Genomic DNA, 14280 nt, shown 5'->3' with positions numbered 1-14280 from the left:
TGAACGGCAACTACCACCCGACGGCGCACGGCGCGCCATCGGCTGTCGATGATTGGTTGATAGCGGGTATGTCAGCGCCTGGCTTTCAGTGCCGAGCAGCGCCTTTACGCAGCGGGCGCGCTATTTTTCCGGCAGCGCCCAGGCAATGATGCTGTCACCCAGCTTGGTCGGAATCCGGTCATGCCCGCCGACCACGGCAACAACGTACTGCCGCCCTTCGCTCATGTAGGTCAGGGGTGAAGCCTGATTGCCGGCCGGTAGGCGCTCTTCCCACAGCAATTCACCACTTTCGCTGTTGTAGGCGCGCATGAAACGGTCGATGGCAGCGCCAATGAAGGTCACGCCTCCTGCTGTAGCCACGCCAGTGGCGTCGCTCGGAGTGCCGATTTCGAAGCGCAGTTTCGAGGGGATGCCCAAGGGCCCACTGTCATAGCCGGTGCCGAACGGGCGGCTCCAGCGCACTTCACGTGTGCGCAGGTCGATAGCGGAGATGAACCCCCAGGGTGGTGCGATGCACGGCTGTTCCAGCGCTGACATCCATGGGGCCTTGATTGCCCCGAACGGCAGACCGGCCTGGACGCGGAACCCCTGGTTATTGCCCGGCGACTCCTGGAACGACTTGGCATTGATCGCATCGAGCTGTTCGCGTGGAACCAGCCCCTGCATGTACGGCAACCGCTGGTTATTGATGATCAGCAGGCCTCGCTGCAGGTCCACCATCACTCCGCCCCAGTTCAGGCCGCCGTGATGGCCGGGAAAGATCAGGCTTTGCTGGCCGACTACCGGCGGTGTAAAGATCCCTTCGTAACGCGCCTGGCGAAACTCGATGCGGCATTGCAACTGATCGAACGGCGTCAGGCCCCAGGCGTCGGCTTCGTTCAGCACTTCCGGTCTTTTCGATGGGCGGCCCATGGTGCTCGGCATGCTTGGTGACAGCGGCTGCGTCGCCGCGGTGTAGTCTCCAGGGGCAGTACCCTGCGGGACGGCAGCCTGCACCACGTCGACCAGCGGTGCGCCGGTGGCGCGGTCGAGGACGAACAACTGGCCCGATTTGGTCGCTTGAATGACGGCCGGGCGTGGGCCGCTGCTCGTGGGGAAATCGATCAGCGCCGGTTGTGGGCTCAGGTCGTAGTCCCAGAGGTCGTGATGGACGGTCTGGAAATGCCATTTGACCTTGCCGGTGAGCGCATCCAGGGCCACCAGTGAAGAGCTGAACTTGTCTTCCTGTTCGGTACGGGTACCGCCATAGAAGTCGCCTGCAGCATTGCCGGTGGTGATGTAGACCAGCCCCAGTTCGTCGTCGGCGGAAATCGGCGCCCATGAGTTGGGCGTGCTGAGCGTATAGGTTTCATCGGCGTCGGCAGGCGCAGTGCTGTCGGGGCGACCGAGGTCCCAGGCCCACTTCTGTTTGCCGCTGACTGCGTCGTAGGCGCGAACCACACCTGATGGCGCTGGGCGCACATCCGAATCAAGCACGCGGCCACCGGTAATGACCACACCGCGGATTACCAGTGGTGCAGAAGTGATGCCGGTGGAGCCTTTGCGGAACGTGCCCAGGCCGTCCTTGAGGTCGGCAAAGCCTGCCGTGCCGAAATCTGGGCAGGCCTGCCCGGTGAGCGCATCAACTGCACCCAGGCGGATGTCGTTGGTGCCCCAGATGATGCGTTTGGCGCATAGGCCACTGGCATTGGGTACTTCGTAGTACGAGACACCACGGCAATAGGCACCACCGTTGGCGAAATAGTCCGGGTCGACTTTCGAGTCGTAGCGCCAGTTCTCTTTGCCGGTAGTGGCGCTCAACGAAATGATGATTTGCTTGGGCGTGCAGGTATACAGCGAGTCGCCAACCTTGATTGGCGTGGCCTCGTTCAGATACTTGGTTTTTTCGCCAGGCTGTTTCACATCGCCATGATGATACTCCCAGGCCTTGACCAGGCCGGAAACGTTGCTTGGGGTAATCTGCGCCGCAGCGGAATAGTGGTTGCCGAGGTTGGAGCCGGCATAGGCGGTCCAGTTGGTCTTGTCGTGGGACGCGGCGACATTGGCGTCCGGTGAGGTCACCGTACTGCGGCTGAAGGGTTGCTGTGTATGGGCGGTGATAGCGGGCGAGTCGGCCAGGTGAACGGTGTTGGGGAAGAACAGCGGTGTCAGGATGGTGGCCGCCATCAGCAGCGGCAGCCCCCCCATGATGCTGAAATACAGTGCCTTGTTGACTTTGGCAAAGTCGCGCCGGACAAGAGGCCAGAAGGCCAGAAAGATCACACTGAGAAGTACCAGCCATGCCAGACGTGGGATATAGGCCCAGCCGTTGTAGCCGGATTCCCAGATTGCCCAGCCGTAGGTGGCCAGGGATGCTGCACCGTAGAGATAGATGCCGAGCGACTTCTTCAGACCCATGAGTGCGGCTGACAGCAGCAATGCGGTACCCATCATTGCGTAGTAAGGCGAGCCGCCGGCACTGACCAGCGTGCTTCCCTGACAGGCCAGCGTCAGGCCAAGCAGGGCCAGCAGAATCGTGTACACCCCGAACAGCAGGCTGGAGACCCCCGTCCCGTTAGCCAACGTTCCTTGTTTCATTGCAATCATCCCTGTGTGATTCGGTGCCACAGTGCGTCCGAGCGGCGCGCATAATTGCTTATTCTTGCAATGAAATACAATAAGTGGCGCGAAATTTACTCCTGGCGCTGGATCTCAGGGTGGTTTTGTATCTTGCGTGAAAAGAAGGCAATGTCTAAGCTGCCTTCCCTGATCTGAACGCGCGGGTAATGAAAGCTAGGCGGGGGAAGGGGTTACGCCTGCTGGCTTTCCAGCAAGGCATCCTGACGGGTCTTGAGCCGGCCGACTTCGTCCAGATGTTTCCAGAGAAACTGAGCGGCTTCTTCACGCCGACCGGACTCGATCAAGTCGAGCAGGTGCAGGTGCTCCAGGCATTGCGTCATCAGGCGACTGCGGTCGACGTTGGCTTTGTAGCTCATGAAGCGTCTGAGCTGGTTTTGCCGACGTATGGCATCTATGAAGAAGAGATTGCCCGAGCACTGCACGATCATTTCGTGAAACTGGGCGCCAATTTCGAACAGTTGGGCACGTGAGAGTTGGTGAATTTCGCCGTCGAGCATGGCCTGCTGTTGCTCCCGGGCTTTGGCAAATGCGGCCTGGTTGACCTTGTAGCCTGGTTCGCGCAGTGCGGCCGGCTCGATGGCCATGCGGAAGCGGTAGCTCTGGATGTGGGTCTGGGCGTTGTGTACGAATTCGTTAAGGCTCCAGCCTTGCCCGGGCTTGCGCTCCACCATGGCTTCGCTTGCCAGCCGGTTGAGGACCTTGAGCAGTTGCCCGCGGGGCACGGAGTAGCGTCGCAGTAATTGGGCCTCAAAGAATTCGGCAGGGATTTCCCCGCTGAGGATGTCGTCCACCACGCGCAGGTAGAAGTCTTCGAATGGGTCGCAGGTGGGCGGTACAGTGGTTTCCTGGATCTGCCCGGCGTCCTGTTTCAGAAAGTAGCCGCGATTGGGCTCCTGCACCGCGATGTTCCACTCGGCGAGCAGGGCAAATACCCTGCGAATGGGGGAGCGGGAGACATCGAAGGCTTGGGCGAAGGTCTGCTCGCGCAATGGCTCGCCGGCCTTCATCGACCGGGCGCGGATCATCTCGATGACGCGAGGGGCCAACTGCAGGGCGAGATCTTTCTTTATCACAGGCTGTATTCCGAATGGTTATCTTCAGTCGATCCAGCAGATTCGGGTCGGACTGGGGGCAGGAAAATACCACACACGGATGGATCTATACGTATGCTCAAATTCAATGCTCATCTCGGCTTCCAGTTCAATGAACTGCCTTTTCTGCAGCGTATCGAAGCCGCTGCCGCCGCCGGATTTCGCGCGGTGGAATTCCCGTCACCCTATGAATTCGACGCGAGTTTGTTGGCTGATCAACTGGCGCAATATGCGTTGCCATTGGTCCAGTTTGCCGCGCCGGCCGGCGTTTCCAAGGGCATTGCTGCTGTGGCGGGCAAGGAGCTCGAATTCCGTGACGGGTTACGCCAGGCCGTCAGCTATGCCCGCGCACTGGCGTGTGCGGATGTGCACCTGATGTCCGGGGTAACCCACGAGGATGGCGCCGACAAGGTGTATGCGAGCAACCTGGACTATGCCGTGAAGTATTTTGAGGACCAGGGGCTGCGGCCATTGATCGAGGTGATCTGCACGCAGGCAATGCCGGGGTATTACATGTCCGATTTCGGCAAGGCGCAGCAGGTACTGGAGGCGCATCCCGGTATGGGGCTGATCCTTGATCTTTATCATGCACAGTTGCTGACTGGAAATGCTGCCGATGTGTTGGCGCAGTTCTTTGAGCGGACGGTGCATGTGCAGGTAGCCGACTGTCCGGGGCGGCATCAGCCGGGAACGGGACAGATGGATGTTGCGGGGTTGTTGGCGGCGCTGGAGCAGCGCGGGTATGCGGGGTGGGTTGGATGTGAGTATCGGCCTACGGGTGCCACCGTAGATAGCCTTGGCTGGCTTGATCGGTACGCTTCCTGAAAACAGGGCGTTCTGGCCCCTCGCATGCCCCGAAAAATCCGATACCAGGGGACTGGCATCGGATCTTCGAAGAGCCCCGGCGTGGCGCCGGGGTTCTGTCTCAAGGCTGGATGACTCAGGCCTTGAAGGTCTTGCCTTCGAACTGTTCGGCAACGAAGGCCCAGTTGACCAGGTTCCAGAACGCCTCGACGTACTTCGGACGCAGGTTGCGGTAGTCGATGTAGTAGGCGTGTTCCCAGACGTCGCAGGTCAGCAGCGGGGTGTCGCCGCTGGTCAGCGGGCAGCCGGCGCCGATGGTGCTGGCCAGGGCCAGGGAACCGTCAGCCTTCTTCACCAGCCAGCCCCAGCCGGAACCGAAGGTGCCAACCGAAGTCTTGGTGAACTCTTCCTTGAACTTGTCGAAGGAACCGAAAGCGGCGTTGATGGCGTCAGCCAGGGCGCCGGTCGGCTGGCCACCGGCGTTTGGTGCCAGGCAGTTCCAGTAGAAGGTGTGGTTCCAGACTTGAGCGGCGTTGTTGAAGATGCCGCCCGAAGAGGTCTTGACGATCTCTTCCAGGGTCTTGCCTTCGAATTCGGTGCCTGGGACCAGGTTGTTCAGGTTCACGACATAGGTGTTGTGGTGTTTGTCGTGGTGATACTCCAGGGTTTCCTTGGAGATGTGCGGCTGCAGGGCATCGTGGGCGTACGGCAGCGGCGGCAATTCAAAAGCCATGGTGGATCTCCTGATTCAGGTCTGTTTGCGGTTTGCGCAAGGCCGATCACGGGCGGCCCGATGAGCGTCGGCGAGTTTGTACTCTTTGCGACGCAAGGGCTGGATCATAGCACCGGGCCCGGCGCATAACCACGCAACAAAGATAGGGAATAGAGGTTCCAGAGCGGTTGGGGTGTGCCGACCGGTGGTGTTCGGCTTAACGCTTGTAGCGCCTGTGAGATCGAGCGCCGCCCGCGCGGCGCTTCGCAGCACAAGGCTGCTCCTACATCTGTTTCAGGCCAGTCATTCCTGAGGCAGGCGCGCTCGGCCCCTTAGTGTTCACCTCGATATCGTGTCGGACCAACAAGGCGGTCGCGCGCGTTGGTGCAGGCATTACTGGCCCGAAACAGATGTAGGAGCAGCCTTGTGCTGCGAAGCGCCGCGCGGGCGGCGCTCGATCTCACAGGCGATAAAGATGTTGTGGTGAGCCGAGGTCAGTTGAAGATCAACTGCGCCGCCACCGCGAACATCATCACCGCCACCATCAGGTCGAGCATGCGCCAGGTCGCCGGCCGGGCCAGCCACGGTGCCAGCCAGGCAGCGCCGATCGCCAGGGTCGAGAACCACAGCAGCGAGGCGCTGGCAGCGCCGGCCACGTAGGCGCCAGGCGCAGCCTGCTGGGCGCCCAGCGAGCCGATCAGCAGCACCGTGTCGAGGTACACGTGCGGGTTCAGCAGGGTCACCGCCAGGGCGCTGAGCAGTACCGCGCGGCGTGAGCGCGCACCCTGGCCCTGCTGGTGCTGCAGGCTCTGCCTGGAGCAGGCGCTGCGCAACGCCTTGGCGCCGTACCAGATCAGGAACACCGCGCCGCCCCAGCGGGCGATCGCCAGCAAGGTAGGGTTGTGCGCCAGCACGGTTGCCAGGCCGAACACTCCGGCAGCCACCAGGATGGCGTCACAGACGATGCACAGTGCCGCCACCGGCAAATGATGCTCGCGGCGCAAGCTCTGGGCGAGGACGAAAGCGTTCTGTGCACCGATGGCCATGATCAGGCCGAAGGCCACGAGCATGCCGTTGAGATAGCTTTGCCACATGGCGCGCTCTCCAAAGCGTCTAAAAGATGCTGGCCATTGTGATGAACCACGCTGTATAAGAAAAACAAATAGAGCTGATCCGTCATTAGGAAAATCGATGTTCGACTACAAGCTGCTGGCCGCCCTCGCCGCCGTGATCGAGCAGGGTGGTTTCGAGCGCGCGGCGCAGGTGCTGGGCTTGTCGCAGTCGGCCATTTCCCAGCGCATCAAGCTGCTTGAGGCGCGGGTCGGCCAGCCGGTGCTGGTGCGTGCCACACCGCCAAGCCCGACCGAAGTCGGCCGCCAGTTGCTCAACCATGTGCAGCAGGTGCGCCTGCTCGAACGCGACCTGCAGCGCCAGGTGCCGGCACTGGACGAGGAGGGTATGCCGGAGCGCCTGCGCATTGCTCTCAATGCCGACAGCCTGGCCACCTGGTGGGCCGGGGCAGTGGGCACTTTCTGCGCGCAGCAGAATGTGCTGACCGACCTGGTGGTGGAAGACCAGGAAGTGGGCCTGAAACGCATGCGTGCGGGCGAAGTTGCGGCCTGCCTGTGTGGCAGCGAGCGGCCGGTGGCCGGGGCGCGCAGCCTGCCACTGGGTGCCATGCGCTACCGGGCGCTGGCCAGCCCCGGGTTCATGGCGCGGCATTTTCCGCAGGGCTTCGCTGCCAGCCGCCTGGCCCGTACCCCGGCGATCGTTTACGGCCCGGACGACTTCCTGCAACACCGCTACCTGGCATCGCTGGGCATCGAGGATGGCTTCCTGCACCACTTGTGCCCGTCGTCCGAAGGCTTCCTGCGCATGACCGAAGCTGGCCTGGGCTGGGGCCTGGTGCCTGAACTGCAGGCCCGCGAGCAACTGGCCAGCGGCCGGCTGGTGGAAATCTGCAGCGATACCCCCATCGATGTGCCGCTGTACTGGCATCATTGGCGCAATGGCGGGCAACTGCTCGCGCAACTGACTGACCACCTGCGGCACTCCGCACGGCAATGGCTGGTGCCCTTGTAGCCACGGCTGGCGTCAGTTGCATCTGAAATCTGGCAAGACGGAGTCTTACATGCGAATTCTGGTCACCGGCGCGAGTGGCTTCATTGGCGGGCGCTTTGCGCGCTTTGCCCTGGAGCAGGGCCTGGACGTGCGGGTCAGCGGCCGTCGAGCCGAAGGGGTCGAGCACCTGGTCAAGCGCGGCGCCCAGTTCATCCCCGGCGACCTGGGGGATGCCGAGCTGGCCCGCCGCCTGTGCCAGGGCGTCGAGGCGGTAGTGCACTGCGCCGGCGCAGTGGGCAACTGGGGGCGCTACCAGGACTTCTATCAAGGCAATGTGGTGGTCACCGAAAACGTGGTCGAGGGCTGCTTGAAGGAGCACGTACGGCGGCTGGTACACCTGTCGTCGCCGTCGATCTACTTCAATGGCCGCTCGCGCCTGGACATCCGTGAAGACCAGGTGCCGCGCCGCTTCCACGACCACTACGGGCAGACCAAGTACATGGCCGAGCAGAAAGTGTTCGGTGCCCAGGAGTTCGGCCTCGAGGTGCTGGCGCTGCGCCCACGCTTCGTCACCGGCGCTGGCGATGCCAGTATCTTCCCGCGGCTGATGCAGATGCAGCGCAAGGGGCGCGTGGCGATCATCGGCAACGGCCTGAACAAAGTCGATTTCACCAGCGTGCACAATCTTAACGAAGCGCTGCTCAGTGCCCTGTTCGCCGATGACCGGGCGCTGGGCCAAGCCTATAACATCAGCAACGGCCAGCCGCTGCCGCTGTGGGACGTGGTCAACTACGTGATGCGCCAGATGCAGCTGCCGCAGGTTACCCGTTACCGTTCCTACGGCCTGGCCTACAGCCTGGCCGCGCTGAACGAGGCGGCCTGCATGTTGTGGCCGGGACGCCCGCAACCGACCCTGTCGCGCCTGGGGATGCAGGTGATGAGCCGCGATTTCACCCTGGATATCAGCCGCGCCCGACAGTACCTGGACTACCAGCCCAAGGTCAGCCTGTGGACGGCATTGGATGAATTCTGTGCCTGGTGGAAGCACCAGCCGCCGAGGCAGTAAAGCCGGCCGGCCGACAATGGTCATCAACGCGCCGCGCTGGCGGTTTATACTCGTGCCTCTTTGCGACTACCGCGGTTGAATGTATCCATGCGTAACCATGCTCACGATGACTACGATGACGTGCCTAGCCTGCGGGCGGGCACCCATGACGATGACGAACTGATGCCGGCGCACGTGGTGCGTAACCGCCAGAAGGCCGCTCGCGGTGCCAGCACGGCGCCGCTGTGGGCATTGCTCGGGGCCTCGTTCATCGCCTTGGCGGGCCTTGGCTGGTGGAGCTTCCAGCAGATCTCGCTGATGGAGCAGCAGCTGGTGGCGACCCAGGAAAGCTTCGCTCGCATCAGCGAAGAGGCTGCCGGGCGCCTGCAGGCGATCAGCGGCAAGGTGGCGGCCAGCGAATCCGGCGCCACTACCAACAGCGAGGCGTTGAAGCTGCAACTGCGTCAGTTGCAGCAGGGGGTGGCCGGGCAGACTGGCGACCTGGGCAAGCGCCTGGAGCAAGTACTGGCTGATACCCGCGAACAGCAGAAGGCCGTGACCCAGCTGCAAACCCAGTTGCAGGCGCAACTGAAGGCGGTGAATGGCGAGCTGGCCGCATTGCGCTCGGGCCAGGTCGATGGTGGCAAGCTGGATACCCAGTTCAAGGGCCTGAACGAACAGGTTGCTGCGCTGAAGGCCGCGCAGGTGGATGGCGCCAAGCTGGATGCGCAGCTCAAGAGCCTGGGCAGCGAGGTTGCTGCGCTGAAGAAGCAGGGTAACCCGAGCGCGGCCATCCAGGACCTGGAGCAGGACATCCTGGTGCTCAAGAGCCAGATCGATAACCGCCCGGCCGCGGCGGCGTCCAGTGGTGCTTCGGTGCAGGAATTCGACGCCTTCCGGGCGCAGACGACACGCAACCTGAATACCTTGCAGAGCCAGATCCAGAACCTGCAGCAGCAGATCAATGCCCGGCCGTGACATTGCAGGGGAGGGCTTTGCCCTCCTATCGCGACACAAGGCCGCTCCTACAGGAAATCGCGTTCCCCTGTAGGAGCGGCCTTGTGTCGCGATAGGGCCGCAAAGCGGCCCCGGCGATTTCAGTTACAACCGCGGATAATCGATGTACCCCACCGGCCCCTTGCCATAAAAAGTCTCCGGCCGCGCTTCGTTCAACGGCGCATCCACCGCCAGCCGCGCCGGCAGGTCAGGGTTGGCGATGAACGGCACGCCAAACGCCACGGCGTCGGCCTTGCCATTGGCCAGGGCTGCATTGGCACTGGCCTTGTCAAAGCGCTCGTTGACGATGTACGGGCCGCCGAACGCTTCCTTGATCAGCGGGCCGATACTGTCATCGGCTTCCTTTTCCCGCGAGCAGATGAAGGCAATACCACGCTTGCCCAGCTCACGGGCCACGTAGGTAAATGTTTCGGCACGGTCGGCATCGCCCATGTCATGGGCATCGGCCCGCGGCGCGAGGTGCACGCCCACGCGGTTTGCCCCCCACACCTCAATGGCCGCATCGGTCACTTCCAGCAGCAGCCGTGCACGGTTTTCCAGCGAACCGCCGTAGCGGTCGGTGCGCTGGTTGGTGCTGCTCTGCAGGAACTGGTCGAGCAGGTAGCCGTTGGCGCCGTGGATTTCCACGCCATCGAAACCGGCAGCCTTGGCATTCTCGGCACCGCTGCGGTAGGCCTCGACGATGTCGATGATTTCTTCGGTTTCCAGCGCACGTGGGGTGGGGTAGTCACTGAGCGGGCGCACCAGGCTTACATGGCCCTTGGGCTGGATCGCGCTGGGGGCCACCGGCAGCTCGCCGTTCAGGTAGCTGGGGTGGGAGATGCGGCCAACATGCCACAGCTGCAGGAATATGCGCCCGCCGGCGGCATGCACGGCCTTGGTCACGTTGTTCCAGCCACGCACCTGTTCGTCGTTCCAGATACCGGGGGTATCCGGGTAGCCGACGCCCATGGCGCTGACCGAGGTCGCCTCGCTGAGGATCAGCCCGGCGCTGGCGCGCTGCACGTAATACTCGGCCATCAGCGCGTTGGGCACGCGGCCTTCGTCGGCCCGGCAGCGGGTGAGCGGGGCCATGATGATGCGGTTGGGCAGTTGCAGGTCGCCCAGGGTGATCGGATCGAAAAGCGTGGTCATGACGGTTACCTGCCTGTTCAGAGTGCTTGGCGCAGTTGTTCGAGAAACGCCTGGATGCTGGCTTCGTTGCGTTTGAAGAAATGCCATTGGCCGATCTTCTGGCTGCTGATCAGCCCGGCGCGCTGCAAGGTGGCCAGGTGGGCGGAGACGGTCGACTGCGACAGACCGCAGCGTTGGTCGATCTGCCCGGCACACACACCGTTCTCGGTGCTGTGGTACTGGTCGGGGAATTGCGTAGCCGGGTCCTTCAGCCAGCTGAGGATTTCTCGCCTGACCGGGTGGGCCAGCGCTTTTATGATTTCGTCGAGATCGAGAGGCATGGGTTGAGGCTCGTTGTAGCGGTATATCGCGATAGGACGAAATGTAAATCGTGGTTTCCCGATATACAAATATGAAGAGGTTCTGAGCTGAGCACGAATCGCTATATCGCGTTATAACGATATATGGGCCGGCGGTGCTAGACTGCGCTCATGAACTACCTCGCACACCTGCACCTTGGCGGCCCGGCGCCGCAACAACTGCTTGGCAGCCTGTATGGCGACTTCGTCAAAGGCTCGCTGGAAGGGCGCTTCCCGCCAGCGCTGGAGGCGGCCATCCGGCTGCACCGGCATATCGACAGCTATACCGACCAGCACCCGTTGGTGTTGGCGGCTCTTGCGCGTTTTCCGCGGGCGCGGCGGCGCTTTGCCGGCATCGTCCTGGATGTGTTTTTCGACCATTGCCTGGCCCGGCACTGGCGGGATTATGCCGAGCAGCCGCTGGAGCAGTTCACCGGGGATTTTTATCGGGTATTGCTTGCGGAGCCCGAGTTGCCGGGGCGGCTGGCGCGGATAGCGCCGTTCATGGCGGCGGATGACTGGCTGGGGGCGTATGGCGATTTTGCCACGCTGGAGCAGGTGTTCAACGGTATTGCCCGGCGCTTGTCGCGGCCGGAGGGGATGGTTGGGGTGATGGGGGAGCTGGAGCGGCTGTATGAGCCATTGCTGGCCGACTTCAGGGAGTTTTATCCACAGTTGCAGGCGTTTGCTGCAGCGGGGCGGATGTCTGACAGTTAGTGCTGGGTTGGCATTGCCGGCCTCTTCGCGGGTAAACCCGCTCCCACAGGTACACCACAGAACTCAGGATGAGTGCCATCCCTGTGGGAGCGGGTTCACCCGCGAAAGGGCCAGAACAGGCAGTGCATAAAACTCAGGCAGCCCGCGCTTGCCGCCTTGGCGCCAGTTCAACTTCCTCAACCCCGAACAACGCCAGGTGAATCGCCTGCTGCGCCTGCAATGCCAGCACCGCTCGCTCCTTGCCCACGCTGCCGATCGGCTGCAGCAGGTGAATGCAAACCTCGCCCCGCGGCTGGGCGAACAGGCGCATGAGGTGCGACACCAGGTCATCGTCACCAATGAACGGTGCAATCGGGTCGATCTGGCCATCGCGCAGGTACTGGATGGCGACCGGCTGCACCGCCACGCCACGGTCGATGGCACCTGCCAGCAGGCGACCATGGAAGGTGCGCAGGGTACGGCCACTGGTGGTGGTGCCCTCCGGGAAGATCAGTAGCGGCCGGGAAAGACCCAGTTGCCCGGCGATCTGCTCACGCAGGCGCTGGCTGTCGCCCCCGCCACGGCGGATGAACAAGGTGCCGGCCTTTTCCGCCAGCCAGCCGGCCACCGGCCAGTGCCGCACTTCGGCCTTTGACAGGAACGACAGCGGCAGCAGCATGCCAAGCAACGGGATATCGGTCCAGGACACGTGGTTGCTGACCCACAGCATTGGCCGTTGGGGCAGCTCTCCGATCACCCGCACATCGAAGGGCAGGGCCGCGACCAGGCGCTTCATGAAAAGGCAGGTCCAGCGCTGGCGGCGCTCGATGGGCGTCTTGAACCCCAGGCGTTCGCCCAGGGCGATCACGCTGGCCATCAGCATGCCCAGCAGCAGTACCAGCAGCAGTCGAGTCAGGCGGGCCATTACCCGCAGCTTCGGCATCAGACCGCTGCCTTGAAGTGGCGGGCGTAGCGTGGGCACAGTTCGTCGCGCTTGAGCAGGATGAACACATCGGCCACCTGGAAGTCTTCGTCCCAGCACGGCTCGCCGCAGATCTTCGCGCCCAGGCGCATGTACGCCTTTAGCAGCGGTGGCATCTCGGCGATGACGTTGTTCGGCAGTGCCAGGTTGGGCAATGGGTTCTTCGGCTCGGCGCGCAGGTGCTCGGTGCACAGGTAGCGGTCACGCAGGCGCTGCATCACCGCATGGGCCTGTACCCCGCCATCCTGCATGGGGATGCTGGCGCAGCCCATCAGGTAGCTGTAGCGGCCTTCGTTGAGCACTTCGGCCAGTTCGCCCCAGAGCACGGCGATGGTGCCGCCGTTGCGGTAGTCGGGAGCTACGCAGGTTCGGCCCAGCTCCAGGATCGGGCCCTGCAGCTGCAACAGGCCATGCAGGCTGAATTCTTCTTCGCTATAGAAGCGGCCCAGGCTGCTGGCGGCCTGATGGTCGAGCAGGCGGGTGGTGGCCACCAGCTCGCCGGTGCTCAGGTCGCGTACGCCAATGTGGCGGCAGTGCACGTCGTAGTCGTCCATGTCCAGGCCTTGCTCGGCTCCTTTGAGCTTGGCCTGGAATTCGGCGCTGAACACTTTGTAGCGCAGGGCCTGGGCTTCCTGCAGGGCCGTGGCGCCAACCAGGCGTTCGGCTTGCAGACGGCGTTCGGTGCTGTTGTCGCCAGCGTGAGCGATCCGAGTCATTACGAGTCTCCATAAGCCAGCCATGAAGGGTTGCGGCCGGTCGGCTTTGTTGTGCAAAGTCAGCCTAGGTAGATGGGGTGTCACCCCTGTGAATCTTTGGTGATGCTTGCGTGACACCCCCTGAGCCACAACTGAAAGCCCTTCAGCAAGGAGCCGACCGATGGCCTGGTTGCAACGACTCAACGACCCGCTTCGCCAAGCGCTGGCGGGCACTCTGGGCGAAACCTATGCCGCGCTGCTCGAGCGCCTTGGCCCTGTTGCCCCGTTTGAACTGGCGGTGCTCGGTGGGCGCGCGATGGCCACCCCGGGCCTGGCCTTCCTGGTCGGCTACCAGGCCGCCTTGCGCGTGCTGTGGCCCAGTGCTCCACCCAGCCTCGGCGCCCTGTGCGCCACCGAACGGCGCAGCGTGCGGCCGGCGGACATGCGCACGCGCCTGGACGGCTTGCGGCTGACCGGTAGCAAGGACTTCGTCACTGCCGGCCTGGAGGCGGAATGGCTGCTGGTGGCGGCGCGCTGCGAGGCGACGGGCGCGGCGCCGCAGTTGAACCTGGCGGTGGTCTACCCCGGGGAGCCAGGTGTGACGCTGGAAGCGCTGCCGACCCTGCCGCTGATGCCGGAGGTGGGCCATGGGCGACTGGTGCTGGAGCAGGCGGCGTGCGAGCTACTGGCCGGTGATGGTTGGGATGCCTATGTGAAGCCGTTCCGTTCGCTGGAGGACTTGTATGTGCTTACGGCGTTGACGGCCTGGCTGTATGGCGTGGGGCAGGAGTGCGCCTGGCCGCAGGCCCTGCGCCTACAGTTGCTTGGGCTGCTGGCCGGGTGTGCCGAAGGTAGCCGGCAGTGCGCCGATAGCGTTGGTTGCCATTTGTTGCTGGGGGGATTGTTTGCACAGTTCCAGGCGCTGCGAGGGGAGATCGATGCTGCGTTGGCGGCGGGGCCGGCGCAGTGGGCGCAGATCTGGCAGCGTGACCAGGGGGTGATGGCGCTGGCGGCGGCGGCGCGGGAGAAGCGGCTGAACAAGGCTTGGGCTGCTGCGGGATTGTCATGAATGCCTGATAGGTTTGT

The 14280-nt window shown here is 63.2% G+C and carries 14 protein-coding genes; 6 read left to right on the top strand and 8 right to left on the bottom strand.

From position 1 onward, the window contains the following. Positions 1–120: 120 nt before the first annotated feature. Complete coding sequence (locus E5221_RS23330) at positions 121–2577, bottom strand: membrane-bound PQQ-dependent dehydrogenase, glucose/quinate/shikimate family (RefSeq protein WP_247846528.1); 2457 nt, start codon at positions 2575–2577, stop codon at positions 121–123. Between the two features lie 212 nt (positions 2578–2789). Next, the gene (locus E5221_RS23325; RefSeq protein ID WP_123085003.1) at positions 2790–3692 is read right to left on the bottom strand and encodes a GntR family transcriptional regulator; all 903 of its coding nucleotides are present in this window, start codon (positions 3690–3692) and stop codon (positions 2790–2792) included. A gap of 93 nt (positions 3693–3785) precedes the next feature. Here E5221_RS23325 and E5221_RS23320 point away from each other — a divergent pair, with 93 nt between their 5' ends. Continuing rightward, on the top strand, positions 3786–4535 hold the full coding sequence (locus tag E5221_RS23320) for a TIM barrel protein (protein WP_247846527.1): 750 nt from the start codon (positions 3786–3788) through the stop codon (positions 4533–4535). Between the two features lie 115 nt (positions 4536–4650). Here the strand turns inward: E5221_RS23320 and E5221_RS23315 are convergent, their stop codons facing one another. Both E5221_RS23315 and E5221_RS23310 read right to left on the bottom strand, forming a co-directional pair. Next, complete coding sequence (locus E5221_RS23315) at positions 4651–5247, bottom strand: Fe-Mn family superoxide dismutase (RefSeq protein WP_039612983.1); 597 nt, start codon at positions 5245–5247, stop codon at positions 4651–4653. Between the two features lie 473 nt (positions 5248–5720). Then, on the bottom strand, positions 5721–6320 hold the full coding sequence (locus tag E5221_RS23310; protein WP_003258234.1) for a LysE/ArgO family amino acid transporter: 600 nt from the start codon (positions 6318–6320) through the stop codon (positions 5721–5723). A 97-nt stretch (positions 6321–6417) separates the two neighbouring features. Between E5221_RS23310 and E5221_RS23305 the strand changes: the two genes are divergently transcribed. The 3 genes from E5221_RS23305 (at position 6418) to E5221_RS23295 (ending at position 9310) form a co-directional block, all read left to right on the top strand. Then, complete coding sequence (locus E5221_RS23305) at positions 6418–7308, top strand: LysR family transcriptional regulator ArgP (protein ID WP_039613789.1); 891 nt, start codon at positions 6418–6420, stop codon at positions 7306–7308. Positions 7309–7357: 49 nt separating this feature from the next. Next, positions 7358–8353 (top strand): NAD(P)-dependent oxidoreductase, encoded by a 996-nt coding sequence (locus E5221_RS23300; protein ID WP_247846526.1) that lies wholly within the window; start codon positions 7358–7360, stop codon positions 8351–8353. 87 nt (positions 8354–8440) lie between these two features. Beyond that, the gene (locus tag E5221_RS23295; RefSeq protein ID WP_039613787.1) at positions 8441–9310 is read left to right on the top strand and encodes a hypothetical protein; all 870 of its coding nucleotides are present in this window, start codon (positions 8441–8443) and stop codon (positions 9308–9310) included. A 123-nt stretch (positions 9311–9433) separates the two neighbouring features. On the opposite strand, the gene E5221_RS23290 is transcribed toward E5221_RS23295, so the two are convergent. Both E5221_RS23290 and E5221_RS23285 read right to left on the bottom strand, forming a co-directional pair. Then, on the bottom strand, positions 9434–10483 hold the full coding sequence (locus E5221_RS23290) for an alkene reductase (RefSeq protein WP_039613786.1): 1050 nt from the start codon (positions 10481–10483) through the stop codon (positions 9434–9436). A 17-nt stretch (positions 10484–10500) separates the two neighbouring features. Further along, on the bottom strand, positions 10501–10803 hold the full coding sequence (locus tag E5221_RS23285) for a helix-turn-helix transcriptional regulator (protein ID WP_247846525.1): 303 nt from the start codon (positions 10801–10803) through the stop codon (positions 10501–10503). Between the two features lie 150 nt (positions 10804–10953). On the opposite strand from E5221_RS23285, the gene E5221_RS23280 reads away from it, so the two are divergent. Continuing rightward, complete coding sequence (locus E5221_RS23280; RefSeq protein ID WP_182329001.1) at positions 10954–11538, top strand: ACP phosphodiesterase; 585 nt, start codon at positions 10954–10956, stop codon at positions 11536–11538. 133 nt (positions 11539–11671) lie between these two features. Here E5221_RS23280 and E5221_RS23275 read toward each other — a convergent pair whose 3' ends face one another. Next, positions 11672–12460, bottom strand: coding sequence for a lysophospholipid acyltransferase family protein (locus E5221_RS23275; RefSeq protein ID WP_123085008.1), 789 nt, complete (start codon positions 12458–12460; stop codon positions 11672–11674). Beyond that, positions 12460–13215 carry an L-ornithine N(alpha)-acyltransferase gene (gene olsB / locus E5221_RS23270; protein WP_247846524.1) on the bottom strand — a complete coding sequence of 252 codons (756 nt, stop codon included), beginning with the start codon at positions 13213–13215 and terminating at the stop codon, positions 12460–12462. Before olsB ends, E5221_RS23275 begins: the two co-directional genes overlap by 1 nt. A gap of 160 nt (positions 13216–13375) precedes the next feature. Between olsB and E5221_RS23265 the strand changes: the two genes are divergently transcribed. Next, a complete protein-coding gene (locus E5221_RS23265; RefSeq protein WP_025340513.1) occupies positions 13376–14263 on the top strand; it encodes an acyl-CoA dehydrogenase in 888 nt (295 codons plus the stop codon). Positions 14264–14280: the final 17 nt, after the last annotated feature.

Origin of the sequence: Pseudomonas sp. A2, assembly GCF_023100865.1 — a bacterium.
Taxonomy (GTDB): domain Bacteria; phylum Pseudomonadota; class Gammaproteobacteria; order Pseudomonadales; family Pseudomonadaceae; genus Aquipseudomonas; species Aquipseudomonas asiatica.
The sequence above is the reverse complement of the archived record's forward strand: the minus strand, read 5'-3'. Positions and strand labels throughout refer to the sequence as shown.

What these genes read in the sequence shown, in the direction of transcription:
- E5221_RS23275 (WP_123085008.1), bottom strand. Translation starts at nt 12,460, where the DNA reads ATGCCGAAGCTGCGGGTAATGGCCCGCCTGACTCGACTGCTGCTGGTA.
- E5221_RS23310 (WP_003258234.1), bottom strand. Translation starts at nt 6,320, where the DNA reads ATGTGGCAAAGCTATCTCAACGGCATGCTCGTGGCCTTCGGCCTGATC.
- E5221_RS23300 (WP_247846526.1), top strand. Translation starts at nt 7,358, where the DNA reads ATGCGAATTCTGGTCACCGGCGCGAGTGGCTTCATTGGCGGGCGCTTT.
- E5221_RS23265 (WP_025340513.1), top strand. Translation starts at nt 13,376, where the DNA reads ATGGCCTGGTTGCAACGACTCAACGACCCGCTTCGCCAAGCGCTGGCG.
- E5221_RS23330 (WP_247846528.1), bottom strand. Translation starts at nt 2,577, where the DNA reads ATGAAACAAGGAACGTTGGCTAACGGGACGGGGGTCTCCAGCCTGCTG.
- E5221_RS23320 (WP_247846527.1), top strand. Translation starts at nt 3,786, where the DNA reads ATGCTCAAATTCAATGCTCATCTCGGCTTCCAGTTCAATGAACTGCCT.
- E5221_RS23295 (WP_039613787.1), top strand. Translation starts at nt 8,441, where the DNA reads ATGCGTAACCATGCTCACGATGACTACGATGACGTGCCTAGCCTGCGG.
- E5221_RS23315 (WP_039612983.1), bottom strand. Translation starts at nt 5,247, where the DNA reads ATGGCTTTTGAATTGCCGCCGCTGCCGTACGCCCACGATGCCCTGCAG.
- E5221_RS23285 (WP_247846525.1), bottom strand. Translation starts at nt 10,803, where the DNA reads ATGCCTCTCGATCTCGACGAAATCATAAAAGCGCTGGCCCACCCGGTC.
- E5221_RS23290 (WP_039613786.1), bottom strand. Translation starts at nt 10,483, where the DNA reads ATGACCACGCTTTTCGATCCGATCACCCTGGGCGACCTGCAACTGCCC.
- E5221_RS23280 (WP_182329001.1), top strand. Translation starts at nt 10,954, where the DNA reads ATGAACTACCTCGCACACCTGCACCTTGGCGGCCCGGCGCCGCAACAA.
- olsB (WP_247846524.1), bottom strand. Translation starts at nt 13,215, where the DNA reads ATGACTCGGATCGCTCACGCTGGCGACAACAGCACCGAACGCCGTCTG.
- E5221_RS23305 (WP_039613789.1), top strand. Translation starts at nt 6,418, where the DNA reads ATGTTCGACTACAAGCTGCTGGCCGCCCTCGCCGCCGTGATCGAGCAG.